The following is a 22298-nucleotide window of genomic DNA, read 5'->3' as shown; positions in this document are numbered from 1 at the left end:
GAATATCCGGAATTAAATATTGAAAAGACAACAAATAGGATTGAAGGGCTATTTAAAGAACTTAAGGATAAATTACGCCCTCACAGTGGTTTAACAAGAAAACATAAGATACTGTTTATACAGGATTTTTTAAATAAAAAAAGCTGGTAAAGATCATCCAGAATAATCTTTACCAACTATTTTGTCCTATAAAGGCATAAAGTGCAAAAAGACCAACTATTTTGTCCTATATGCCATTTTTTTCAGTAGACGAATTTTCAGGTGGTTCATCCTCTGTCAAAATTTCAATAGCTTCTTCTATTTTTTGAGAGGTTTTCTTCATCACATCTGCTATATCATCCGTAACGCCATCTCTTTGCCTATCCAAAATAAATATTTTTTAGCCATATTTACTCGATCGCTCTTTCCATAACGAAAGCACTTACTATCGATATCGAAAATAAAAGCACCATTTTGTCTATTTTTTATCAAAAAAACTTTAATTTTTAAAAAAATCTTGCAAAAAATCAGAAAGAGTGTATAGTAATGCACATCTAATGCGGGGTGGAGCAGCTTGGTAGCTCGTCGGGCTCATAACCCGAAGGTCGTTGGTTCAAATCCAGCCCCCGCAACCAATTTTCTCTCTTATATTGTTTCAGTCTTATTAATTTTTCTCTCCCCCAACAAAAACTCAATCACTGCTTTTACTCGTTTTAATTGTTGATGTTTAGGAAAATAATAGAGATAAAAAGCAGGAAATGATCGCCAATAAGGTTCTAATACCGGGATTAATTCCTGTTGTAGGTTTAACTGTTGATAACGTAAGTCAAAGATTCTGCCAATTCCCATTCCTTGTATAATTGCATCCATCATTATTTCAGTGTCATTAAAAATTAATTGTGATTCAAGTGCAATTTGCCGTTCTTCACCGTCAATATGTAAAGTTAATGGGTTTAAACGATTATGCGTCATAAACCGATGTCCGATAAATCGGTGATTTTTGAGATCCGCTATGGATTGAGGCACACCATATTTTTGCGCATATTCTTTGCTGACAAATAAACCTTCCCGCATTGGTGTCGTAAGTTGATGGGCAATCATTCCCTCCTCAATGCTATGTCCGAATCGTATGCCTAAATCGAAATGGTGATCCACAATATCAACCATCGCATTATTAATAGACAATTCAAGTTGAATATTGGGATATTGCTGACAAAATTGTGCATAAATCGGCTGGATAGCTATATAAAAAGCAACTTGCGGTAATGTAATTTTTACCGTTCCTGATGGTGGATTAGCAGCGCTACTCAAACTTTCAAAAGCATCTTCAATCGCATAAACAGCTTCTTTCGTTTGCTGAATCAGTTTTTCGCCGGCTTCTGTTAATACCAATTTTCTTGTAGTACGCAAAATAAGAGGCAATCCCATTTCCTGCTCTAAAGTCTGCAATGATTTACTCACCGCTGCCGCACTAATTTCTAACTTTTTAGCAGCAGCTGAAATACTGCCGCTTTGCGCAATAGTGTGTAAAAACAGAAGTTGCTGATAATAATTTTTCTGCATATTTTAAACTAATAGTTGAAAGTATTTTAAAGAATACTAGACTACTCTTTAATAAAACAGCTGTCTATAATAAGGTTGTTTTTTGAATAACAGACAGATTAAGGAGTTAATATGAAAATTGCTGTAATTGGAGCAACCGGATTAATTGGTAAAGCGGTAACTGCTGAATTAATTGCACGTGGTCATCAAGTGATTGGGATTTCTCGTCACGCCGATTCATTACCGAAAGCGGATAACTTTACCGCTGTACCATTAGATGTCAATTCCACACAATTAGTTGATCAACTTACCAATGTTGATGCGGTGATCAGTGCTTTCAACGGCGGTTGGGAAAATCCGAATTTAGTCGCCGATTATAACAAAGGAATACAATCCATTTTGCAAGCAGCACAACAAGCAGCTGTGCCTTATTTATTAATTGTTGGCGGTGCCGGCTGTCTTTATGTCGCACCTAATTTACAACTGGTTGATACTAAAGAATTTCCGGAAGCTATCTATCCGGCAGCCAATGCTATTCGTCAATTATTGGTTCAATTAAAACAAAATAAACAATTAAACTGGGCATTTGTATCACCAGCGGCAATGTTTGCCGTCAATCCGGTCAAATTTGAGGCGACAGGGCATTATCGTATCGGTGGAAATCACGTTCTGTTGGATAAAAATGGGCAACCTGCTGATATTAGTCTGCCTGATTTAGCAGCAGCGCTTGTAGATGATGCAGAACGAAAAGCGCATTTACATCAGCATTTCACCGTTGCTGAATAAACTGAAAACCCATTTATAACGAAAAGCCGCTCAAAAGAGCGGCTTTAACGTTTAACTATCGAGTAAATACTTAATTTAATACTCTTCTGGATTGTGTATAGGTTCTTAACCAATAATCCTCATTCAAAGAACTAATGGTCACGCCTTGGCTTGTACTGGAATGAATAAAAAGATCATCGCCTAAATAGATACCAACGTGACGATTTTTTCTAAAGAAAACCAAATCACCTTGTTTTAATTGACCTTTTTGAATTTTATAACCTAAAGATTTTTGTTCTGAAGTGCTTCTTGGCAGGCTAATATGAAATTTTTCTGCAAATGCAGTTTGTACAAATGCGGAACAATCAATGCCATCCTTCCCGGTTCCGCCAAGTTTATAACGAACACCAATCCATTCCTGATAGAAATTATTTAATTTTTTATTGATGATAACGCGTTCTTTCGCGTTGGTTTTGAGGATTAAAGCTTGGATAGGATCATCGTCTTCGGAAAATGTAGAAGCTGACTGCGTGCCGGGATGACTACTACACGCAGCTAACAGTAAAAAACAGACTGATACCAGAATTCGATAAAACATAACTCAAAAATAAGTAAAAATAATCAAAACTCAAAATTGGCATCAATCCTACCTAAAAACAACACGTATGACCAGTTATTTTTAATAGAAATAGCTGTTTTTGTGAGAAACCTCAAATTTTCCGGCTATTTTTTAACGTTTCTCTAACGAACGCAACCAAGAAATTTCATCTTTCCAAATTTCCGGATGAATGGTTTCCAGGATAAGCGGAATATTATCAAAACGTTGATCAGGCATAATATATTCAAAAACAGCAGTGCCAATTGTGCCTGACTGCAAACTGTCGTGACGATCAACCCGGCTTCCTAAAGGCGTTTTTGAACCATTTAAATGCATTCCTCGCAAATATTGAAAACCGACAATCTCCGAAAATTGTTGAAATGTCTTTTCACACGCCGCTAAAGTCGACAAATCATAACCGGCAGAAAAAGTGTGACAAGTATCCAAACAAACACCAACCCGATTTTTATCTTCCACATTTTCAATAATGGTCGCCAAATGTTCAAAACGCCAGCCTAAATTTGAACCTTGACCGGCAGTATTTTCAATTACGGCAACCACATTCGGCACAGTATCAACCGCAATATTAATGGATTCCGCAATCCGTTTTAGACAATCCAGTTCATCAATTTGTTGTAAATGACTACCCGGATGAAAATTTAATAATTGCAAGCCGAGCTGATGGCATCGTTGCATTTCATCAATAAAGGCGGTCCTTGATTTCTCTAATCCTTCTGCTGTCGGATGACCTAAATTAATCAAGTAGCTATCGTGCGGTAAAATTTGTGCCGCAGAAAAGTGATATTTTTCGCACCATTGCTTAAATTTATTGATATTTTCTTGTTTTAATGGTGCAACTTTCCATTGACGCTGATTTTTTGTAAATAACGCAAAAGCATTTGCACCGATTTCAACCGCGCGTAACACCGCATTTTCAACGCCTCCCGATGCACTGACGTGCGCTCCGATATATTTCATTTAAACTCCTAAATTCATTATCTTTCCGCAGGAATTATAGTAAACTTACGCTCTTTATACAGTTTTAATTCATAATTTCTCTAATAGTTAGGACAAATATGGACGAACAGGTCGAAATTAATCATTTTTCTATTTTATGCCGTTTATTCGGTAATTTTTTTCAACGTCAACCGCAAGATCCGATTCTTGCGCCGGCATTGCAATGGTTACAACAAGCAGGCGTTAAAACCATTTGGGATTTAGCTGCTGATCCACAAACCGACACTGCGCTGACGCAATTAACATCAGGTTGGACACTAGAACAATTAAGCCAAGATTATCAACATTTGCAACAATCTGTCGATTTTAAACTCTCTGCTTACGGTGTTGATGTTGAACAATTTAAAGCATTTCGGCAAGAACGTGCAATGCCTGAAGTCGCTGACAGTGATCATATTGCATTGCCCTTATTGACGGCTGCTTGGATTGAAGATCAAATTGGTTCGCTTGAGGCACAGCGACAACTGTTCCAAACTTTTTTATTGCCAACTATCGGGCGTTTTCTTGGACAGATTGAAGCTCACGCACAAACCGCATTTTATCGCAGTCTGGCACAATTATGCCGCGATTTATTGGCAGCTATGGCAGATGAGATTGAAGAAGAGGAACAATAATCTAAAAAAACAGTGTACGAATTATTTCGCACACTGTTTTTCATATCTACCTGAAATTAATGCTGTTTTTTCACAGAAAATTTACCAACAATAATTGTCAATAACAACATTAACAATACCGGGATTAACCAAGTCAAACCTTCTTGATAAAACGGTAAATAGCTTAACAATTTTTCTACGCCTTGTGGCAACAAGCCCATATTTTTCAAGCTATCACACAAACTGAACAGTGTTGTTAGTGCGATAGTGGCATTATAACTCCAGCTCACTACCGGCAGTTTTTTCCGCACAATCTGTAATACCACTAGCATAATTGCTACCGGATAAATCAATAATAGTGCCGGAATTGTTACTCGCAATAGTGTGTCCAGACCGGTTTCAGAAATAATAATGGTCGCGATCGTGAACAACACCACAAAAAACGGATAATTTAAACGTGGATGAAAACGAGAAAAATAATCTGCGCAAGCACTGGTTACACCAACCAATGTGGTCCAATTGGCTAACATCACAATGCCGCTCATAATCCACAAGCCGGTGGCACCGAATAACTCATTGATATAACGTGAGAAAATTTGTCCGCCATTGGTAGAGGTTGATGCCACCATATCTCCGGTTGCGCCTAGGTAGAATAAACAGAGATATAAACCGCTCAATAACACCACCGAAGTGACACCGGCTGCTAATGTATAACGCACAATGGTTCTTCCGTTCGTTACATTATTGACAGCAAACGCACGAGCAACAATACCACCGAACGCCATTGCGGAAAGCACGTCCATTGTTTGATAACCGCCAATCATACCGGTAACTAAAGCTGAACCTTCGGCATAATTACTGGAAGGTGCAATAATTTCCGATAAAGGATCGGACACGACACCAATACCGACAATAATCAATAACACCAATAAAATCGGTGCCATAAATTTACCGATGGTCGAAATCATTGTACTGCGCCCAAGCATAAAGCTCATACCGATAATGTTAAACACTAACGCGAATAAAATATGAGAATGCTCACCGTTATAAATATTTAAAGGCTGCCACGCCATTTCATAAGCAACATTAGTAACACGAGGCATTGCAAATGTTGAACCAATGATTAAATAAAGAATTGACCAAAATACAACACCAACCCACGGCGGAAGATCGGTAGATAACGCTTCACCGCGTCCACGAACTGTTACCACAATCAAAGTAATAAACGGCATAAAAACACCGGTTAAAATAAAACCTAACGCAGCCCACAACCAACTCGAACCGGCATGATAACCCTCCATCGGTGGAAAGATAATATTCCCTGCACCCAAAAACAGCGAAAAAATCATCATACCCAGAATTAAAATATCTTTTTTAGATAACATATACTTTCCCTTAGGTATTAATTTTAAAGCAGGAAGTTTATACGGATTGGATGGCAAATTGAAGTAAAAAATATAATTTTATGGATTTTTATGCTGATAAATTAGATGGAATCTAATATTTTTAGCAAATTCTACTGGATTTTTTAAAAGAAAATACGGTATTACCCTAAAATAATACCGTATCTATTTGACGATTACTGATACATTTGTTCAATCAGAGCGTGATAACGTTGCAAAATCACTTTACGACGCAGTTTTAGAGTTGGGGTAATCTCACCTAATTCAATCGAAAAGGCTTTTGGTAATAACGTAAATTTTTTAATTTTTTCAAATCCTTGCAACTCTTTTTGCAATTCATTAATCCGCTTTTCAAACATTTCAACAATCGCAGTATTTTTGATCAAATCTAACCGATTTTGATACTGAATGTTGAGTTTTTTGGCATACTCTTCCAACGTATCGAAACAAGGAACCACCAAAGCTGACACATATTTTCTGGCATCAGCAATCACAGCAATCTGCTCAATTAATTTATCTTGCAATAATTTGCCCTCCACTGCTTGGGGAGCAATATATTTTCCAGTTGAAGTTTTCATTAAATCTTTTATGCGATCGGTCATAAATAAATTGCCCTCAGCATCAACATAACCGGCATCACCTGTTTTAAAAAAACCGTCTTCGGTAAAACATTTCGCGGTTTCTTCCGGATTTTTAAAATACCCCTTCATTACACCGCCACCTTTTACCAAAATTTCGTTCTCATCACCGATTTTAACCGTTGTTCCCGGCATAATCTGCCCGATGGAATTGGATTCAAAACCAAAATCAGGCCAACAAGAAACGGTTGCTGTCGTTTCCGTCATTCCGTAACCCAATTTAATATTAACCCCGATACAATGGAAAAAGATGCCGATTTCAGGCTCTAATTTCGCTCCACCACAAGGCATCATCCGAATGCGCCCACCAAGCACCTGTTGCAACTTACCGAATACTAAACGATCTGCAAGCTGATGTAATGGCTTTAACCAAAACGGCAAAGGTTGTTGTTTCTGCTGATAGCGCAATGCCAATTTGCCAATTCGCAACGCATTATAGAAAATCTGTTGGCGTAGCCACGGCGCCTGTTTCACTTTGTCAAAGACCGTTGCATAAATTTTTTCATAAAAACGCGGCACCGCACACATCAAGGTCGGTTTCACCACAGACAACGCTTCTCTTACTTTATGCGGATCATCCAGATAAACATTCACTGCCCCTTGCGACAGCACATAAGCCACCCACGCACGTTCAAAAATATGAGATAACGGCAAAAAAGATAAAGAAACATCACTGCCATCAATTTTCATCAATGTCTGCTGATGAGTCGCTAATTGATGCGCCAAATTTTGATAATCAAGCATTACCCCTTTCGGCTCACCGGTTGTGCCTGACGTATAAATCAAGGTAAAAAGATCCTGCATTGATTTTTGCGCCAATCTTCGCGCTAATTGTTGCTGTGATTCGTCGCCGGCAGTTGCAATAAAATCCTGCCAACTGATCCCCATTTCGATACCACGTAAATCAAGCGGTTGCATTGCAATAATTTTTTCTAATTTTGGGCAATGCGGTGCAATAGAAAGTGCTACATCATACTCTTTTTGATTCCCAACAAACAGCACTTTCATTTCAGAATGGTTAATAATGTATTTTGTCTGCGTTTCATTATTCGTAGCAAAAATCGGTACAGTAACTGCTCTAATCTGCAAAATGGCAATATCTGCGATTGTCCATTGTGGCATATTTTGAGCAAAAATACCGATTTTATCCTGAACACCTATACCTAATGTCAATAATGCTCGTGAGAGCTGTTCACTTTGCTGGTGAAAACTTTGCCATGAAATATCTTGTAATTTATGTTGATGATCGAAATAGCGTAATGCTGTACGTTGAGAAAGTTTTTCACTTTGTTGACGAATTACATCGACAAAATGGGAAAGCGTTTGAGTATAATTTTGCATTATAAAAATAACCTTCTTTATTTCAGCTAACAACTGTTCGCAAATATACTCATTCTATTAAAAAAAATCCAGTGATTTTATCTCTATAAATACAATCGCCCACTGTTTTTAGCAGTGAGCGATATTTTTTGTGATCTAGCTCACACCTATACCTTAAAACAAGCGACTAAATGCTGTTTGTCTCCTAACAATCTTGGTTTAGTTAAGGTACATTCCGTATCTGCTATCGGGCAACGAGTACGGAAAACACAACCTGAAGGTGGATTAATAGGTGAAGGCAAATCACCTTCCAACAACTGAATTTGCTTATCTTTTTCCAAATCTGGATCAGGAATTGGCACCGCTGACATTAATGCTTTAGTGTATGGATGTTTGGTTTGATGATAAACACGATCATAGGTTCCCAACTCCACCGCATTGCCTAAATACATTACTAACACACGATCTGAGATATGCTTTACCACCGCCAAATCGTGAGCAATAAAAATAAGTGATAACCCCATCTCTTTTTGTAGTGACTTCAACAAATTCACTACTTGTGCCTGAATGGATACATCAAGTGCCGATACCGGCTCATCACAGATGATCAATTTCGGCTCAATAATTAATGCTCTTGCAATACCAATACGTTGACATTGCCCACCAGAGAATTCGTGTGGATAGCGATTAATTAAATTTGGTAATAATCCCACCTTAAGCATCATTGCTTGTACACGGGATTTCACTTCTTCTGCTGATAATTCAGGAAAATAAATTTTTAACGGCTCGGCAATAATATTGCCAATAGTCATTCGAGGATTCAATGATGCTAATGGATCTTGGAAAATCATCTGAATATCCTTACGTGTTGCGTGCCACTCCTTTTCAGATTGACTACTTAAATCCTTGCCTAACCATAGAATATTACCGCCGGCAGATTTCACCAAACCGATAATGGCTCGCGCCAAAGTCGATTTACCACAACCTGACTCCCCTACTACCCCTAAGGTTTCACCTTCATATAATTTAAATGAAACGTGATTAACGGCGTGTAATGTCTGCTTTTTCTTAAAAAAGAGACCTTCACTGCCTTGTACTTGGAAATGCACACTCAGATCTTCAACTTCCAACAATAAATTACTCATTATGCTTTTCCTCTTAATATCATTTCCTGTACATCAACAAAGCAGGCACGCAAGCGATTATTGCCGAATGCCGTTAATTGCGGTGTATTGCTACACTGTTCACTGACAAACTGGCAACGTGGTCGGAACGGGCAGCCGGTTGGCAGATGTAATAGGTTTGGCGGATTTCCCGGAATGGTGGTCAACTGCTCTTCTTCAGTATCCAAGCGTGGCACAGCATTAATAAGCCCGATAGAATAAGGATGTGTCGGCTGATAAAAAATCTCTTTTGCTGTACCATATTCCATTGTTCTACCAGCATACATTACTAATACTTGATCGCAACTCCCTGCTACTACGCCTAAATCGTGAGTAATCATAATAATTGCGGTATTAAACTCTCGTTTTAAATCATTCAACAAGGTCATAATCTGTGCTTGAACGGTCACATCCAATGCGGTTGTCGGCTCATCTGCGATCAATAATTTCGGGCGACATAACAATGCCATTGCAATCATTACACGTTGACGCATCCCACCGGAAAATTCGTGCGGATACATATTCATCCGTTTTCTCGCTTCCGGCATTTTTACTGCATCCAGCATCTTCACTGACTCATCAAAAGCCTGTTTCCGATCATACCCTTTATGTAAAATCAGCACTTCCATTAACTGTTCACCAATTTTCATATAAGGATTTAATGAAGTCATCGGATCTTGGAAAATCATAGCAATCTGCTCTGCACGGAGTCGGTTTAATTGCGCTTCGGGTAACCCCAAAATTTCTTCACCATTAAAACGTGCGGAACCGGCGGTACGTCCGTTATCCGCCAATAACCCCATTAACGCAAAGGCGGTTTGCGATTTGCCTGAACCGGATTCACCGACAATGCCTAAGGTTTCACCGGCATTTAACGTAAAAGTTAAATTATTCACAGCGGTAACATCACCGTCCGGCGTTTTAAATGTTACACGTAAATCTTGAACATCAAGGAGAGGTTGTTTTTCGTTTGTCATTTTTTCTCACCTTATCGATCTTTCGGATCAAGCGCATCACGCAAGCCATCACCAATAAAATTAAAACAGAACAGCGTAATCACTAAGAAAATCGCCGGGAAAATCAATAACCAAGGTGCTGCTTCCATAGATTTGGAACCATCGTTCAACAGCGCGCCCCAACTGCTTAACGGTTCTTGTGTACCAAGCCCTAAGAAACTTAAGAAAGATTCAAATAAAATCATTCCCGGCACTAATAAAGAGGCATAAACCACAACCACACCCAGCACATTCGGCACAATATGTCGCCATACAATCTGACGTGAAGAGACACCGCAGACAATCGCTGCTTCAATAAATTCTTTACGTTTCAAGCTCAGTGTCTGACCGCGCACGATACGCGCCATATCCAGCCAAGACACCATTCCGATAGCCACGAAAATCAGCAAAATATTCTGCCCGAAGAAAGTGACCAACAAAATCACAAAGAACATAAACGGAAAGGAGTAAAGAATTTCTAAAATACGCATTAGCACTGCATCAGTTTTGCCACCAATATAACCGGCGGTTGCACCATAAAGCGTACCGACCAACACCGCAATCAGTGCACCGGCAACCCCGACTAATAAGGAAATACGCCCACCGATTGCCAAGCGCACCAATAGATCGCGCCCGGAAGAGTCTGTACCGAAATAGTGCATAGATTCAAAATCCGGCGGATTTGTCATCATCGCCCAATCGGTATCTTCATAACTAAACGGCATCAACATCGGTGCAAAAATCACAAACAGCATAATGAAAAATAAAATGATTAAACTCGCTACCGCCGCTTTGTTGCGGAAAAAGCGACGACGTGCATCTTGCCACAAACTGCGACCGTCAACCGTTTCCAACTGTTCGCCTAATTTTTCCATTAATGCTTGATTTTCTTTTATTTTTAACATTTTTACCACTCCACTAATAGCGAATCTTTGGATCAATCACAGCATATAAAATATCCACAATCGCATTAAAAACAATCGTCAAGGTGCCGACTAAAATAGTCAAACTCAATACTAACGAATAATCACGATTTAATGCACCGTTCACAAAGAGCTGACCGATTCCCGGTAAGACAAAAATACTTTCAATCACCATAGAGCCGGTAATGATGCCAACAAATGCCGGCCCCATATAAGAAATCACCGGTAACAATGCCGGACGTAATGCGTGTTTCAACACAATACGGCTCATTGGCAAACCTTTTGCTTTCGCAGTACGGATAAAATTTGAATGCAATACTTCAATCATTGAACTACGCATAATACGCGCGATACTGGCAATATAAGATAAAGATAACGCCACCATCGGCATCAACATATAGATAAACTGCCCATTATTCCAACCACCGGATGGCAACAGTTTTAAGGTAATAGAGAAAATTAGCACTAATAACGGTGCGACCACAAAGCTCGGTACAACCACCCCTGTCATCGCAAACGTCATTATCAGATAATCCAGCCACTTATTCTGCTTCAAAGCGGCGATCACACCGGCAGAAATACCAAATACCAAAGCTAAAATAAAAGCGGAAAAACCTAATTTGAGTGAAACAGGAAACGCCTGTGCCACTAATTGATTAACGGTGTAATCTTTGTATTTAAATGACGGTCCGAAATCACCGTGAGCCAAATTCTTTAAATAAATACCATATTGCACCATTAATGGTTCATTAAGATGATATTTTGCTTCAATATTTGCAATAACTTCCGGCGGATAATTTTTTTCACTGGAAAAAGGACTGCCCGGCGCAAGGCGCATCATAAAAAAAGAAACAGTAATAAGGATAAACAGCGTAGGGATCGCCTCTAAAATTCGGCGAAAAATTAATTTAAGCATACACAAATCCCACAATAAAAAGGCGAAAAGCCAATTATAAAATCCCGTTCCATCCGCAAATGGAACGGGTAATATAAAAATTAATGTTTAATGATATAAACGTCTTTCAAATAGTAATTTTGCCCCGGATGTGCGTCAGCAAAGCCTTTCACCCAAGGTTTGATTAAGCGCGGTTGAACATAATGATAAACCGGCACCATTGCAGTATCGGCATCCAACTGTGCTTCCGCTTTTGCATACACATCTGCACGCTCTTCATCGGTCTGGGTTTTAAATGTAGACGCAATTAAATCATCATACGCTTTGCTTTTATAGAAAGCGGTATTATTCGCACTGTTGGAAATATAATAATTCAAGAAAGTGCTTGCTTCATTATAATCCGCGCACCAGCCTGCTCTTGCCATTTGGTAATTTCCTTGATGGCGAGAATCAAGATAGGTTTTCCACTCTTGATTTTCCAAATTGATGTTGACAACGCCTTGCAAATTCTTTTTCCAGATAGATTGTGCGGCAATCGCCAATTTTTTGTGATTGTCGGAAGTGTTATAAAGCAAATTGAAAGTTAATGGATGAGCTTTATCGTAACCGGCTTCTTTCAATAATTTGATTGCTTCCTGATTACGTTTATTTTGATCCCAACTTGCCCATTCAGGATTTTTCATTTTTTCTGCACCATTAATGAATGGCGGTGTGAAAATGTATGCTGGAGTTTGCCCCTGTTGCAAAATCTTATCGGTAATGATGTTTCGATCTAACGCTAACGATAATGCTCTACGAACTTTGGCATTGTCAAATGGTGCTTTTGCAGTATTGACTTCATAAAGATAAGTACAAAGTAATGGCGAAATATGTAATTCATCCGGCAATTCTTTTTTCAATTTAGCAAATAATTCAATCGGGATTTCTTTACCGGTCATATCTTCATCACCTGCACGATAACGAGAAACATCCGTTGCCGAAGACTCAATCGGCAATAAAGTGACTTTATTCAACACGGTTTTTGCATTATCCCAATAATATGGATTGCGCTCTAAAACGGCTTTTTCATTCACTACTTGTGATTTCAAAACGAATGCACCGTTACCAACCAAATTTTCCGGTGCTGTCCATTTATCGCCAAATTTTTCCACCACTTTTGGGTTCACCGGTGACAACACATAATGTTCCACCAATTTATCCACATAAGGCACAGATTCCGTTAAATGCAACACTAAAGTATGATCATCTTTCGCTTCTACACCAAGATCAGTCACCGGCGCCTTACCGGCAATCACTTTATCTGCATTCGCTAATTTTAAGAAATCCAAATAACTGGAGTATGGTGATGCAGTTTTAGGATCAGCTAAACGTTGCCACGCATAAACAAAATCGCCAGCAACAACCGGATCACCATTAGACCATTTTGCTTCCGGACGAAGATGGAAAGTCCAAGTTTTAAAATCTTCACTATGATCCCAAGAAGAAGCCACTCCCGGTAAAATATGACCTTTAGCATCGGAAATCACTAAAGTTTCATAAAGTTGATGTGCATAATTTCCTTCAACATCACCTTCCATTTTCTGCGGATCTAATGTTGCCGGGTTGGCACTGATATTCCAAACCAATTCCTGCTTATCCGCCAATTCTGTGCCAGCAGGCACATTTGCAGCCATCACTGTTGTTGTTGCAGTTACACCTAAACCAAGTGCCACCATCAACAATGATTTTTTAAATGAATTCTGCATCTTATACTCCTTATTTATTAGTAGTTCTTCTATTTTGCATAGAATTGCTGTCATTAATAAATGAAATCTCACGATTTGTAAATAATACGCTTACATTTTGCCAGATTATTCGGCATTTTTTTGATTTTGACGCTAGATTCAACCTCTATTTCGCACAAAATCTTGAAATATATGCATTTCCTAACTTCACTTTAGATTAAGAGGTTTTAACTAAAGAACACGGCGGAATATATCCGCCGACTGTAGTAATTAATGTTTAAGGATATAAACATTACCTAATTCATCACAAACTTTCTCTTCTTTTTTAAAAAATGTGATCCGCATTGGCTTTTGTTGGCGAGAAAGTGCTAAGCTATAACACAATAGTTGTTCTTACAGAGGCGAAGTAAAATTTATGACAAATCACGCAAACAGTCATATCGATTTTGAAAATACGGTAGCGGATGTAATCCGTTTAACACAATACAGCCACGGCGCCGGTTGCGGTTGTAAAATTTCCCCTAAAGTTTTAGAAACCATTCTTCACACAGAAGCAGAAAAATTTATCGATCCGCACCTTTTAGTTGGCAATGAAAGTAAAGATGATGCTGCGGTTTATGACATTGGTAATGGCATGGGCATTATCAGCACCACCGACTTTTTTATGCCGATTGTGGATGATCCTTTCACTTTTGGACGTATTGCCGCCACTAATGCCATCAGCGATATTTTCGCAATGGGCGGTAAACCGATTATGGCAATCGCTATTTTAGGCTTTCCAATTAAGCTATTACCGCCGGAAATCGCCAGACGCATTGTTGAGGGTGGTCGCCAAGCCTGTAAAGAAGCCGGCATTGCGCTTGCCGGTGGGCATTCTATTGACTCGCCTGAACCAATTTTCGGATTAGCGGTAACCGGTATTATCCCAATCGATAAAGTGAAGAAAAACAATTCCGCTAAAGCCGGATGTGAACTTTTCTTGACCAAACCTTTAGGTATCGGCGTACTTACTACTGCAGAGAAAAAAGGGAAATTAAAACCGGAACATCGCGGTTTGGCGGCAGAAGTGATGTGCCGAATGAATAAAATCGGGGCACAATTCTCGGAATTAGAAGGTGTCACTGCGATGACAGATGTCACTGGTTTTGGGTTGCTCGGTCATTTAATCGAAATCTGTGAAGGTTCCGGTGTTGCCGCTGAAGTGGATGTCTCACAGATCAAAACCTTGGACGGTGTTTATGATTATATCGAAAAAGGCTGCATCCCGGGCGGAACAGAACGTAACTTTGACAGTTACGGGCATAAAGTCAGCCCTATCACTGAAACGCAAAAGGCGGTGTTATGCGATCCGCAAACCTCCGGCGGATTATTGGTAGCGGTGATGCCAGAAGCAAAAGCGGCATTATTTGATATGGCTGCAAAAGAGAATATCTCCTTGATTCCGGTTGGCAAATTGGTGGAAAAAAATGATGATTCCCCAATTTTCGTTACCGTAAACGCATAATTCCATTTTTTCTTGTTAAACATTTAAAAATAAGTCGGCAAATAAACCGGCTTATTTTTTACTTTCCTTGTGCCTTCATCATCTTTTATTCGTCATATCCGAAAACGTTTTTTTATGCTAGAATCTGCAACCGTTTTTATTCAATGTTCATTCAATGAATTGGCTACCGCCGTGAGCGGCGGATTTTAACCACTTAGGAGTTTTTGATGAAAGTTTTAGAAGGTCAAATCGCTTCACCAAATGCGAAAATCGCAGTAGTTATCGCCCGTTTCAATAGTTTTATTAATGATAGCTTGTTGGAAGGTGCATTGGATGCACTAACTCGCGTTGGTCAAGTAAAAGATGAAAATATCACTGTGGTAAAAGCACCCGGTGCTTATGAATTGCCGCTAGTTGCTCGTCGTTTGGCCGCAAGCAAAAAATTTGATGCGATTGTTGCTTTAGGTACAGTTATTCGTGGTGGCACTGCACACTTTGAATACGTTGCAGGGGAAGCAAGTAGCGGTTTAGGACAAGTTGCGATGCAAGCTGAAATCCCTGTTGCTTTCGGTGTTTTGACCACTGAAAATATCGAGCAAGCAATTGAACGTGCCGGCACAAAAGCTGGAAATAAAGGGGCTGAAGCTGCATTGGTAGCTTTGGAAATGGTTAATTTATTAGCACAGATTTCCGAATAATGAATCCACAACAAAAAACTGAAAAAAAACCAAGTAAACGTCGTCGTGCTCGTGAATGTACTGTTCAAGCACTTTATTCCTGGTTTATATCGAAAAACAGCCCGGAAAGTATCGAATTGGATTTAGTGACCAACGATGAAACCAAAGGTGCGGATGTCGCCTATTTTCGCAAACTCTTTAATGGCACTGTCAACAATCTCGACAATCTAGAACAAGAATATGCTTCTTTTTTAGATCGTAAAATCGAAGAGTTGGGAACAATCGAACGGGCTATTTTAGATTGTGCGACTTTTGAACTTAAATATGTTGATGATATTCCTTACAAAGTCGTCATCAATGAAGCGATTGAGGTGGCAAAAACATTCGGTGCGGCAGACAGCCATAAATATATTAATAGCATTTTGGATAAATTAGCACCGAAGTTTGGACTAAAATAAACAATCTCCATTTTCCCTTGTGAATGCCACAAGGGATTTTTTTCTGAAAGGATTTCTTTATGCCTGACAATGGCGAATTTGATATTATTCGACGTTATTTCTCCGCCTCTACCCGTCAACCTCGGCGCGATGTGCTGCTATCTGTCGGTGATGATTGTGCAATCACTGAAATTAAACCTAATCGCCGTTTAGCACTGACTACCGATACTTTGGTTGAAGGAACGCATTTCTTGCCGTCTATTTCAGCTGCCGATCTCGCTTATAAAGCCGTTGCCGTCAATTTAAGTGATTTAGCAGCAATGGGAGCGGAACCGGCGTGGATTAGTCTGGCATTAACCCTACCGAAAATTGATGAACAGTGGTTAAGTGAATTCAGCCAAAGCCTGTTTCAGATTCTTGATCACTATAATGTTGATTTAATCGGTGGCGATACTACCAAAGGAACGCTCTCTTTAACTATCACCGCACACGGCTTAGTGGCGAAAGATAAAATATTATGTCGACACACTGCTAAACCCGGTGATTGGATTTATGTTTCGGGTACACTGGGTGATAGTGCCGCCGGTTTACAGCTGTTATTACAACAGTCAAAAATTGAAAATGATGATCAACGCTACTTATTACAACGCCATTTACGCCCGACACCACGCGTTCTAATGGGGATGGAATTGGCAGGTATCGCTAATGCAGCGATTGATCTCTCTGACGGCTTAATTTCCGATCTTCAGCATATTCTGGAACGGAGTCAATGTGGCGCTGTTATTGAATTAGATAAACTGCCGCTGTCCAAGCCGTTATTAAATCAATTTTCATTAGAACAGGCACAAAAATTTGCACTTGCCGGCGGTGAAGATTACGAACTTTGTTTCACGGTTGCAGAAGCAATGCGGGCAAAAATGGAACAAACCTTACGTTATCTCGATGTAGAATATCATTGCATCGGTCAAATTCGTGCCAATCAGCAATTACAATTTACCCAACATTCTCAACCAATAGAGGTCGCAGTGACTCATGGCTTTGATCACTTCAAATAAAACTAATCACGATGCACTCAAAAACGTCAAATTAACCAATCCGGTGCATCTGCTTGCACTTGGTTTCGGTTCAGGCTTGATCTTCCCTGCTCCGGGTACTTGGGGCACATTGGTCGGATTATTAATAGGATGGCTGCTTCTACAATGGATTGCCGTTCCTTTCTTTCTTATTTTCGCCTTGATAGCCTTTTTTATCGGCTGTTATTTATGTGAAAAAACAGCGCACGATATGAAAGTGCACGATCACAGTTCTATCGTATGGGATGAAATTGTCGCCATCTGGCTGGTACTCACCGCTTTGCCAAATCACGCTTGGCAATGGTGCTTAACTGCTTTTGTGCTATTCCGTTTCTTTGATATTATCAAGCCTTATCCAATTCGCTATTTTGACCGCAAACTGCAAACCGGCTTCGGTATTATGTTTGATGATCTACTGGCGGCATTGTATGCAATTATTGTTATTTTCTTAATCAGATCAATGATCTAAAGGACTGCGCTATGTTATGGAATATTATGATTGTACATTTATTGGGCTTAATGAGTCCCGGTCCGGATTTCTTCTATGTCAGCAAAACCGCTGCCGGTAATTCGAGCCGTAATGCATTTTGTGCAGTCATCGGCATTACGATGGGGGTAGCGTTTTGGGCAACTTCTGCTTTGTTAGGATTAGCCATTCTGTTTGCTACCAGCCCGTTATGGCACGGCATTGTGGTCTTGTTGGGTGGAAGTTACCTTGCTTATATCGGTTATAAAATGCTGAATGTTCGAAACAATGTGGTGTTTGAAAATGATAAAAAAGCACAACAACTACAAACAACCTCAATTAAGCAGGAAATTCTGAAAGGATTGCTAGTCAATCTTTCCAATGCCAAAGTGGTGATCTATTTTAGCAGCGTGTTATCGATTTACCTTGCTAACGTCAATGGCATCGAACATATTATTCTGGTCTTGGCTGTTATCTTAATAGAAACCTTTCTCTACTTTTCTATTATTGCCTTGTTGTTTTCTCGACCGGCTGCAAAACGTTTTTACAGCAAATATAGTCGTTGGTTGGATAATGGTGCCGGTGTGGTTTTTATCGCATTCGGACTTTATCTCGCTTACGCCGGCATCGGTTATTTATTTCAATAATTCCTGCAAGTTTTTCTTCATTGCGTGAATTTGTGACTCATAAAGCGCTTTGCTCTCTTGTTCATCTATCATATACATAATGGTTTGTGACAAGGTCATTTTCATCTTACGAGAATAGCGAGAAAGACGTAACCAGACTGCATAATCCAGATCAATTGATTTCTTTTTGGTACTCTGTTTTTCTGCATTAAAAAAACGCTTCCGTTTAGCACGAATCGCCTGATCCAGTTTTATCACTAAATCAGGCGACATATGTTCACTAATCCACTGTTGAACCGCTTCGGTTTGATGCTGTAGTTGGACTAACTGTTGCATTTTATCGTCCGCCAAACTTTGTTCAAGATAACGTGTAATATTGACTCCTTCACGAGCTTTACGCATTAAATAAAGCCATTTCCAATGCGTTTCTTGATTTTCCAATTTCTGGTAGCGCATAAAACCTCACAAATTTTGTTATAAAACAATAATTTATAATGAATTACTGTTTGATCGGTGACAAGGTAACTGCCAAATTATAGGATTTTTTATTGATTTTTACTACCGAATAAATGCTAATCCAAGCCAATTAATTTATCACGCAAAATGCCCAGCCACTCCCTTAACACTAAACCGGATTGATAAAAACTGACCGGTTGAGGAATGAATTTTAATAATCCGCTGCCGGAAGCGCGCTGACTCAAAGTCGGTGCCGGAAATACCTCAAAACCTTGACGTTGAAAAGCAGCAACGGCCCGGCGCATATGCCACTCATTTGTCACGAGAATTACACGTTGAATTTGCTTACCTTCTTCCGTCTGATTAAACAATTTACGCAGATAGATTGCATTCTGTTCTGTCGTGTTGGATTTGTTATCCAGCCAAGTCGGGTCTATTTGAAAGAAACGTTGTAATTCACTGCCCATCACTTTCGCTTCATTATCAACACCACCACTAATTGCAATCGGCAAATCCGTCATTTGATGCAAATAAACCGCAAAGCGCATTCTTTCCAATGGTAATGCTGCCGTTGTTGAATAAGATTCCGGATAATCGCTATAACGCAATCCGCCACCAAGCACCACGATCACCTGCCCTTGTCGATAAAGTTCAACATTCGGTTTATCCAACGCAATCGTCTTAATCAAAAAATTGGAAAAGAAAGGTGTGCTGATGAAATAAGCAAACAATAACGACACTGCCAACAATGATTTCGCCGTACGCTGAAAACGGGTAAAAAGCAAAATAAACGCAAGCAGACCTAATAAAATTAAATTAAAAGGCGGCAAAATCGCCGCTTCCACCACTTTTTTTAGAATCACCTCAAACATTTTGCTTTTCCTGCTGTTTTGCCTGTTGGCGCAACTGTTCCGCGACCAAACGGATAGCTTCACCGCTATTAACGCCTTGCTGCATTAATTGTTGAATTTTTTCAACTGCCTGCTGCTGTTGTTCGTGTGTTAAATTAAGCGTATCCAACATTATTTTTTCCTACTTTAAAAAAAGAGATTTTTGCCTTGATGTAACAGTTTCGCCACAATATGAGCGGCACTTTCTTCCGCCTGTTTGCCTAATTTTTGTACCAATGATTTTTTCGTACTATATTTAATCGCTAACACATCTTTTTCTTCAATCGCTGCCAAAATCAGATCATCACTGGTTTTCACCTCATCAATTAATGCCAAATCCAATGCCTGCTGCCCAAACCAATGCTCACCGGTTGCTACCTTATCAATCTCCACTTGAGGTCGATGTTGTGCAACAAATTGTTTAAATAAATCGTGCGTTTCCTGTAACTCTTGTTGAAATTTCTGCTTCCCTTTTTCGGTATTCTCACCCAATACCGTAACGGTTCGTTTATATTCCCCCGCTGTCATCACATCAACATCAACATCGTGTTTCTTCAAAAGGCGATGAATATTCGGCACTTGCGCCACCACGCCGATCGAGCCGATAATCGCAAAAGGCGCAGCCACAATTTTATCCGCCACACACGCCATCATATAACCGCCACTCGCAGCCACTTTATCCACCGCTATCGTCAATGGAATATGTTTATTACGCAAACGTTGCAATTGTGAAGCAGCAAAGCCATAACCGTGAACCACACCGCCAGGACTTTCCAGACGTAATAACACTTCATCTTTTTCAGGTCTGGCAACCGCCAAGACTGCATTGATCTCTTCTCTTAATGAATTAGCAGCATTCGCTTGAATATCACCTTTAAAATCAATAACGTATACACAAGGTTTCTGCTGTTGCAACCATTGCTGTTGATCCTGCTCATTGTTATTTTTTTCTGCCTCTTTTGCTGCTTTCTTCGCCTGTTTCGCTTTTGCCTTGTCCTGTTTTTTACGGTTTTTTACCAGCTGTTTTATCTGCTGTTCTTGCAATCGACACTCTTTTAGTAACTGTTGTTGCTGTTGATACTGTTCATTTAAGTGCGTAATCTGCAATTCACCTTTGCTAAGATTTTTCTGTTTCATTGTCACAATAATGCCGAAAACAACGGCAATCACTGCCACTAAAGTGATCAGCTCTAAAATAAACACACTGTAATTAGTTAAAATATCCGTCCACATAGTTGCTCCTTTTTCGTTATCGGACGCTGTTAAAAGCGGTTTATCATACTTGATTTTCCATATTTATTCATCAATATCTCGGTTTTCTGCGTTTTTCTTCTTTCTCCTTCTTACTTCCCCAATATGAATTTTATTCATATTTATCCTGAAAATTATGAGATTGACTCAAAAATAAAATCTTTCTATTTTAACGTCTAGACGGCTAAACAAGAAAAAGGAGTACAAATTATGAGCTATGCCAAAGAGATTGATGTTTTAAATAGAAGTATTGCCGATTTAAATGGCGATATTAATGTTTCTTTTGAGTTTTTCCCGCCAAAAAATGAAAAAATGGAAACACTGTTATGGGATTCAATTCAACGCTTAAAATCACTGCAACCTAAATTTGTTTCTGTCACTTACGGTGCAAATTCCGGAGAGCGAGAACGCACACATAGCGTAGTTAAAACCATTAAACAACAAACGGGCATTGAAGCTGCTCCACACTTAACCGGTATTGATGCCTCACCGGAACAGTTAAAAGCGATAGCCAAAGATTATTGGGATAGCGGTATTCGCAATATTGTCGCATTACGTGGTGACGAGCCGCCCGGATATGATAAAAAACCGTTTTATGCCAAAGATTTAGTGAAATTACTCAAAGAAGTGGCTGATTTTGATATTTCGGTCGCTGCTTATCCGGAAGTGCATCCGGAAGCTAAATCGGCGCAAGCGGATCTGATTTTTTTGAAACAGAAAGTGGAAGCCGGTGCCAGTCGTGCGATTACACAATTCTTTTTTGATATTGACAGTTATCTCCGTTTTCGTGATCGCTGTGTCACTGTCGGCATAGATGTGGAGATTGTGCCGGGTATTTTACCGGTGTCCAATTTCGTGCAGTTACAAAAAATGGCGAAAGTTACCAATGTAAAAATTCCAAGCTGGATGTTCAAACTTTATGACGGTTTAGAAAAAGACCAAACCACACGCAATTTAATTGGTGCCAGCATTGCTATTGATATGGTGAAAATTCTATCTAAAGAAGGCGTGAAAGATTTCCATTTTTACACCTTAAATCGTTCGGAATTAACTTATGCTATTTGCCACACCTTAGGGGTTCGACCGAGTTTAGCTGCATAAAAAGAAGGGACAGATTGTGATCTGTCCCCAGACTGCTGACAAACCTCTAGACATACCTCTAGAGGTTTGATCTAATAGGCATATCGAAAAAAGGAAATGCCTATGCTCAAAAATACACCCTCACTCCAATATGAAATCGAGATGATAAGTCTCGAACAACTCGTTCCAAAAGACCACCTTGTCCGTAAAGTCGCGAAAGCCATCGATTTTGACTTCATTCGTGATGAAGTTGCTCATCTCTATTGCCATGACAACGGTCGCCCCGCAGTTGACCCAGTTCGCT

Annotated in this window: 23 protein-coding genes, 1 tRNA gene and 1 pseudogene; 11 read left to right on the top strand and 14 right to left on the bottom strand. The window is 39.6% G+C overall.

The window, feature by feature from the left end; translation table 11 throughout:
• Positions 1-537 precede the first annotated feature (537 nt).
• Positions 538-614, top strand: a tRNA-Met gene (locus A3EO_RS0107075).
• Between the two features lie 10 nt (positions 615-624).
• On the opposite strand, the gene A3EO_RS0107070 is transcribed toward A3EO_RS0107075, so the two are convergent.
• Entirely contained in the window at positions 625-1542 is a 918-nt protein-coding gene (locus A3EO_RS0107070; protein ID WP_018346571.1) for a LysR family transcriptional regulator, read from the bottom strand.
• 111 nt (positions 1543-1653) lie between these two features.
• Here A3EO_RS0107070 and A3EO_RS0107065 point away from each other — a divergent pair, with 111 nt between their 5' ends.
• Positions 1654-2307: an NAD(P)-dependent oxidoreductase gene (locus A3EO_RS0107065; protein ID WP_018346570.1), complete on the top strand. Its 654-nt coding sequence runs from the start codon at positions 1654-1656 to the stop codon at positions 2305-2307.
• A gap of 70 nt (positions 2308-2377) precedes the next feature.
• Here the strand turns inward: A3EO_RS0107065 and A3EO_RS0107060 are convergent, their stop codons facing one another.
• Both A3EO_RS0107060 and nfo read right to left on the bottom strand, forming a co-directional pair.
• Positions 2378-2884: an NlpC/P60 family protein gene (locus A3EO_RS0107060; RefSeq protein ID WP_013744942.1), complete on the bottom strand. Its 507-nt coding sequence runs from the start codon at positions 2882-2884 to the stop codon at positions 2378-2380.
• A 132-nt stretch (positions 2885-3016) separates the two neighbouring features.
• Positions 3017-3862 (bottom strand): deoxyribonuclease IV, encoded by an 846-nt coding sequence (nfo, locus tag A3EO_RS0107055; protein WP_013744943.1) that lies wholly within the window; start codon positions 3860-3862, stop codon positions 3017-3019.
• A 98-nt stretch (positions 3863-3960) separates the two neighbouring features.
• On the opposite strand from nfo, the gene A3EO_RS0107050 reads away from it, so the two are divergent.
• Positions 3961-4515: a TorD/DmsD family molecular chaperone gene (locus A3EO_RS0107050; protein ID WP_018346569.1), complete on the top strand. Its 555-nt coding sequence runs from the start codon at positions 3961-3963 to the stop codon at positions 4513-4515.
• Positions 4516-4571: 56 nt separating this feature from the next.
• On the opposite strand, the gene brnQ is transcribed toward A3EO_RS0107050, so the two are convergent.
• The 7 genes from brnQ to A3EO_RS0107015 all read right to left on the bottom strand — a co-directional run bounded on the left by brnQ (position 4572) and on the right by A3EO_RS0107015 (position 13576).
• Complete coding sequence (gene brnQ / locus A3EO_RS0107045) at positions 4572-5879, bottom strand: branched-chain amino acid transport system II carrier protein (protein ID WP_018346568.1); 1308 nt, start codon at positions 5877-5879, stop codon at positions 4572-4574.
• Positions 5880-6073: 194 nt separating this feature from the next.
• Positions 6074-7876, bottom strand: a complete 1803-nt coding sequence (locus A3EO_RS0107040; protein ID WP_018346567.1) for an AMP-dependent synthetase/ligase — start codon at positions 7874-7876, stop codon at positions 6074-6076.
• A gap of 146 nt (positions 7877-8022) precedes the next feature.
• Entirely contained in the window at positions 8023-9000 is a 978-nt protein-coding gene (gene oppF / locus A3EO_RS0107035; RefSeq protein WP_018346566.1) for a murein tripeptide/oligopeptide ABC transporter ATP binding protein OppF, read from the bottom strand.
• Positions 9000-9995, bottom strand: a complete 996-nt coding sequence (gene oppD, locus A3EO_RS0107030) for an ABC transporter ATP-binding protein (protein WP_018346565.1) — start codon at positions 9993-9995, stop codon at positions 9000-9002. The genes oppF and oppD overlap by 1 nt, the downstream gene beginning before the upstream one ends.
• 11 nt (positions 9996-10006) lie before the next feature.
• Complete coding sequence (gene oppC / locus A3EO_RS0107025) at positions 10007-10918, bottom strand: oligopeptide ABC transporter permease OppC (RefSeq protein WP_018346564.1); 912 nt, start codon at positions 10916-10918, stop codon at positions 10007-10009.
• Positions 10919-10931: 13 nt separating this feature from the next.
• Positions 10932-11852: an oligopeptide ABC transporter permease OppB gene (oppB, locus tag A3EO_RS0107020; protein WP_013744950.1), complete on the bottom strand. Its 921-nt coding sequence runs from the start codon at positions 11850-11852 to the stop codon at positions 10932-10934.
• An 80-nt stretch (positions 11853-11932) separates the two neighbouring features.
• Positions 11933-13576 (bottom strand): ABC transporter substrate-binding protein, encoded by a 1644-nt coding sequence (locus A3EO_RS0107015; RefSeq protein WP_018346563.1) that lies wholly within the window; start codon positions 13574-13576, stop codon positions 11933-11935.
• Between the two features lie 394 nt (positions 13577-13970).
• On the opposite strand from A3EO_RS0107015, the gene selD reads away from it, so the two are divergent.
• The 6 genes from selD to A3EO_RS0106985 all read left to right on the top strand — a co-directional run bounded on the left by selD (position 13971) and on the right by A3EO_RS0106985 (position 18338).
• The gene (selD, locus tag A3EO_RS0107010) at positions 13971-15059 is read left to right on the top strand and encodes a selenide, water dikinase SelD (protein WP_018346562.1); all 1089 of its coding nucleotides are present in this window, start codon (positions 13971-13973) and stop codon (positions 15057-15059) included.
• A 206-nt stretch (positions 15060-15265) separates the two neighbouring features.
• On the top strand, positions 15266-15736 hold the full coding sequence (gene ribH, locus A3EO_RS0107005; RefSeq protein ID WP_013744954.1) for a 6,7-dimethyl-8-ribityllumazine synthase: 471 nt from the start codon (positions 15266-15268) through the stop codon (positions 15734-15736).
• A complete protein-coding gene (gene nusB, locus A3EO_RS0107000) occupies positions 15736-16173 on the top strand; it encodes a transcription antitermination factor NusB (protein WP_018346561.1) in 438 nt (145 codons plus the stop codon). Before ribH ends, nusB begins: the two co-directional genes overlap by 1 nt.
• Positions 16174-16232: 59 nt before the next feature.
• Positions 16233-17207 (top strand): thiamine-phosphate kinase, encoded by a 975-nt coding sequence (gene thiL, locus A3EO_RS0106995; protein ID WP_018346560.1) that lies wholly within the window; start codon positions 16233-16235, stop codon positions 17205-17207.
• Positions 17185-17694, top strand: a complete 510-nt coding sequence (locus tag A3EO_RS0106990; RefSeq protein ID WP_018346559.1) for a phosphatidylglycerophosphatase A family protein — start codon at positions 17185-17187, stop codon at positions 17692-17694. Before thiL ends, A3EO_RS0106990 begins: the two co-directional genes overlap by 23 nt.
• Positions 17695-17705: 11 nt before the next feature.
• A complete protein-coding gene (locus A3EO_RS0106985) occupies positions 17706-18338 on the top strand; it encodes a LysE family transporter (protein ID WP_013744958.1) in 633 nt (210 codons plus the stop codon).
• Here the strand turns inward: A3EO_RS0106985 and matP are convergent.
• The 4 genes from matP to sohB all read right to left on the bottom strand — a co-directional run bounded on the left by matP (position 18327) and on the right by sohB (position 20896).
• The gene (gene matP / locus A3EO_RS0106980; protein WP_013744959.1) at positions 18327-18773 is read right to left on the bottom strand and encodes a macrodomain Ter protein MatP; all 447 of its coding nucleotides are present in this window, start codon (positions 18771-18773) and stop codon (positions 18327-18329) included. The two genes, A3EO_RS0106985 and matP, sit on opposite strands and share 12 nt — an antisense overlap.
• Positions 18774-18889: 116 nt before the next feature.
• Positions 18890-19645 carry a YdcF family protein gene (locus A3EO_RS0106975; RefSeq protein WP_018346558.1) on the bottom strand — a complete coding sequence of 252 codons (756 nt, stop codon included), beginning with the start codon at positions 19643-19645 and terminating at the stop codon, positions 18890-18892.
• Complete coding sequence (locus A3EO_RS13140) at positions 19638-19796, bottom strand: YoaH family protein (protein ID WP_013744961.1); 159 nt, start codon at positions 19794-19796, stop codon at positions 19638-19640. The genes A3EO_RS0106975 and A3EO_RS13140 overlap by 8 nt, the downstream gene beginning before the upstream one ends.
• 14 nt (positions 19797-19810) lie before the next feature.
• Entirely contained in the window at positions 19811-20896 is a 1086-nt protein-coding gene (sohB, locus tag A3EO_RS0106965) for a protease SohB (protein ID WP_018346557.1), read from the bottom strand.
• 228 nt (positions 20897-21124) lie between these two features.
• Between sohB and metF the strand changes: the two genes are divergently transcribed.
• Positions 21125-22015 (top strand): methylenetetrahydrofolate reductase, encoded by an 891-nt coding sequence (gene metF / locus A3EO_RS0106960; RefSeq protein ID WP_018346556.1) that lies wholly within the window; start codon positions 21125-21127, stop codon positions 22013-22015.
• 102 nt (positions 22016-22117) lie between these two features.
• Positions 22118-22298, top strand: a pseudogene (locus tag A3EO_RS0106955) (IS5/IS1182 family transposase); the annotation flags it as partial.

Source organism: Gallibacterium anatis DSM 16844 = F 149, from assembly GCF_000379785.1.
Lineage (GTDB): Bacteria > Pseudomonadota > Gammaproteobacteria > Enterobacterales > Pasteurellaceae > Gallibacterium > Gallibacterium anatis.
This window is presented reverse-complemented; position numbering and strand designations above follow the sequence as displayed.

Coding starts and splice junctions, on each gene's coding strand:
- A3EO_RS0107070 (WP_018346571.1), bottom strand. CDS start 1,542: ATGCAGAAAAATTATTATCAGCAACTTCTGTTTTTACACACTATTGCG.
- A3EO_RS0107065 (WP_018346570.1), top strand. CDS start 1,654: ATGAAAATTGCTGTAATTGGAGCAACCGGATTAATTGGTAAAGCGGTA.
- A3EO_RS0107060 (WP_013744942.1), bottom strand. CDS start 2,884: ATGTTTTATCGAATTCTGGTATCAGTCTGTTTTTTACTGTTAGCTGCG.
- nfo (WP_013744943.1), bottom strand. CDS start 3,862: ATGAAATATATCGGAGCGCACGTCAGTGCATCGGGAGGCGTTGAAAAT.
- A3EO_RS0107050 (WP_018346569.1), top strand. CDS start 3,961: ATGGACGAACAGGTCGAAATTAATCATTTTTCTATTTTATGCCGTTTA.
- brnQ (WP_018346568.1), bottom strand. CDS start 5,879: ATGTTATCTAAAAAAGATATTTTAATTCTGGGTATGATGATTTTTTCG.
- A3EO_RS0107040 (WP_018346567.1), bottom strand. CDS start 7,876: ATGCAAAATTATACTCAAACGCTTTCCCATTTTGTCGATGTAATTCGT.
- oppF (WP_018346566.1), bottom strand. CDS start 9,000: ATGAGTAATTTATTGTTGGAAGTTGAAGATCTGAGTGTGCATTTCCAA.
- oppD (WP_018346565.1), bottom strand. CDS start 9,995: ATGACAAACGAAAAACAACCTCTCCTTGATGTTCAAGATTTACGTGTA.
- oppC (WP_018346564.1), bottom strand. CDS start 10,918: ATGTTAAAAATAAAAGAAAATCAAGCATTAATGGAAAAATTAGGCGAA.
- oppB (WP_013744950.1), bottom strand. CDS start 11,852: ATGCTTAAATTAATTTTTCGCCGAATTTTAGAGGCGATCCCTACGCTG.
- A3EO_RS0107015 (WP_018346563.1), bottom strand. CDS start 13,576: ATGCAGAATTCATTTAAAAAATCATTGTTGATGGTGGCACTTGGTTTA.
- selD (WP_018346562.1), top strand. CDS start 13,971: ATGACAAATCACGCAAACAGTCATATCGATTTTGAAAATACGGTAGCG.
- ribH (WP_013744954.1), top strand. CDS start 15,266: ATGAAAGTTTTAGAAGGTCAAATCGCTTCACCAAATGCGAAAATCGCA.
- nusB (WP_018346561.1), top strand. CDS start 15,736: ATGAATCCACAACAAAAAACTGAAAAAAAACCAAGTAAACGTCGTCGT.
- thiL (WP_018346560.1), top strand. CDS start 16,233: ATGCCTGACAATGGCGAATTTGATATTATTCGACGTTATTTCTCCGCC.
- A3EO_RS0106990 (WP_018346559.1), top strand. CDS start 17,185: ATGGCTTTGATCACTTCAAATAAAACTAATCACGATGCACTCAAAAAC.
- A3EO_RS0106985 (WP_013744958.1), top strand. CDS start 17,706: ATGTTATGGAATATTATGATTGTACATTTATTGGGCTTAATGAGTCCC.
- matP (WP_013744959.1), bottom strand. CDS start 18,773: ATGCGCTACCAGAAATTGGAAAATCAAGAAACGCATTGGAAATGGCTT.
- A3EO_RS0106975 (WP_018346558.1), bottom strand. CDS start 19,645: ATGTTTGAGGTGATTCTAAAAAAAGTGGTGGAAGCGGCGATTTTGCCG.
- A3EO_RS13140 (WP_013744961.1), bottom strand. CDS start 19,796: ATGTTGGATACGCTTAATTTAACACACGAACAACAGCAGCAGGCAGTT.
- sohB (WP_018346557.1), bottom strand. CDS start 20,896: ATGTGGACGGATATTTTAACTAATTACAGTGTGTTTATTTTAGAGCTG.
- metF (WP_018346556.1), top strand. CDS start 21,125: ATGAGCTATGCCAAAGAGATTGATGTTTTAAATAGAAGTATTGCCGAT.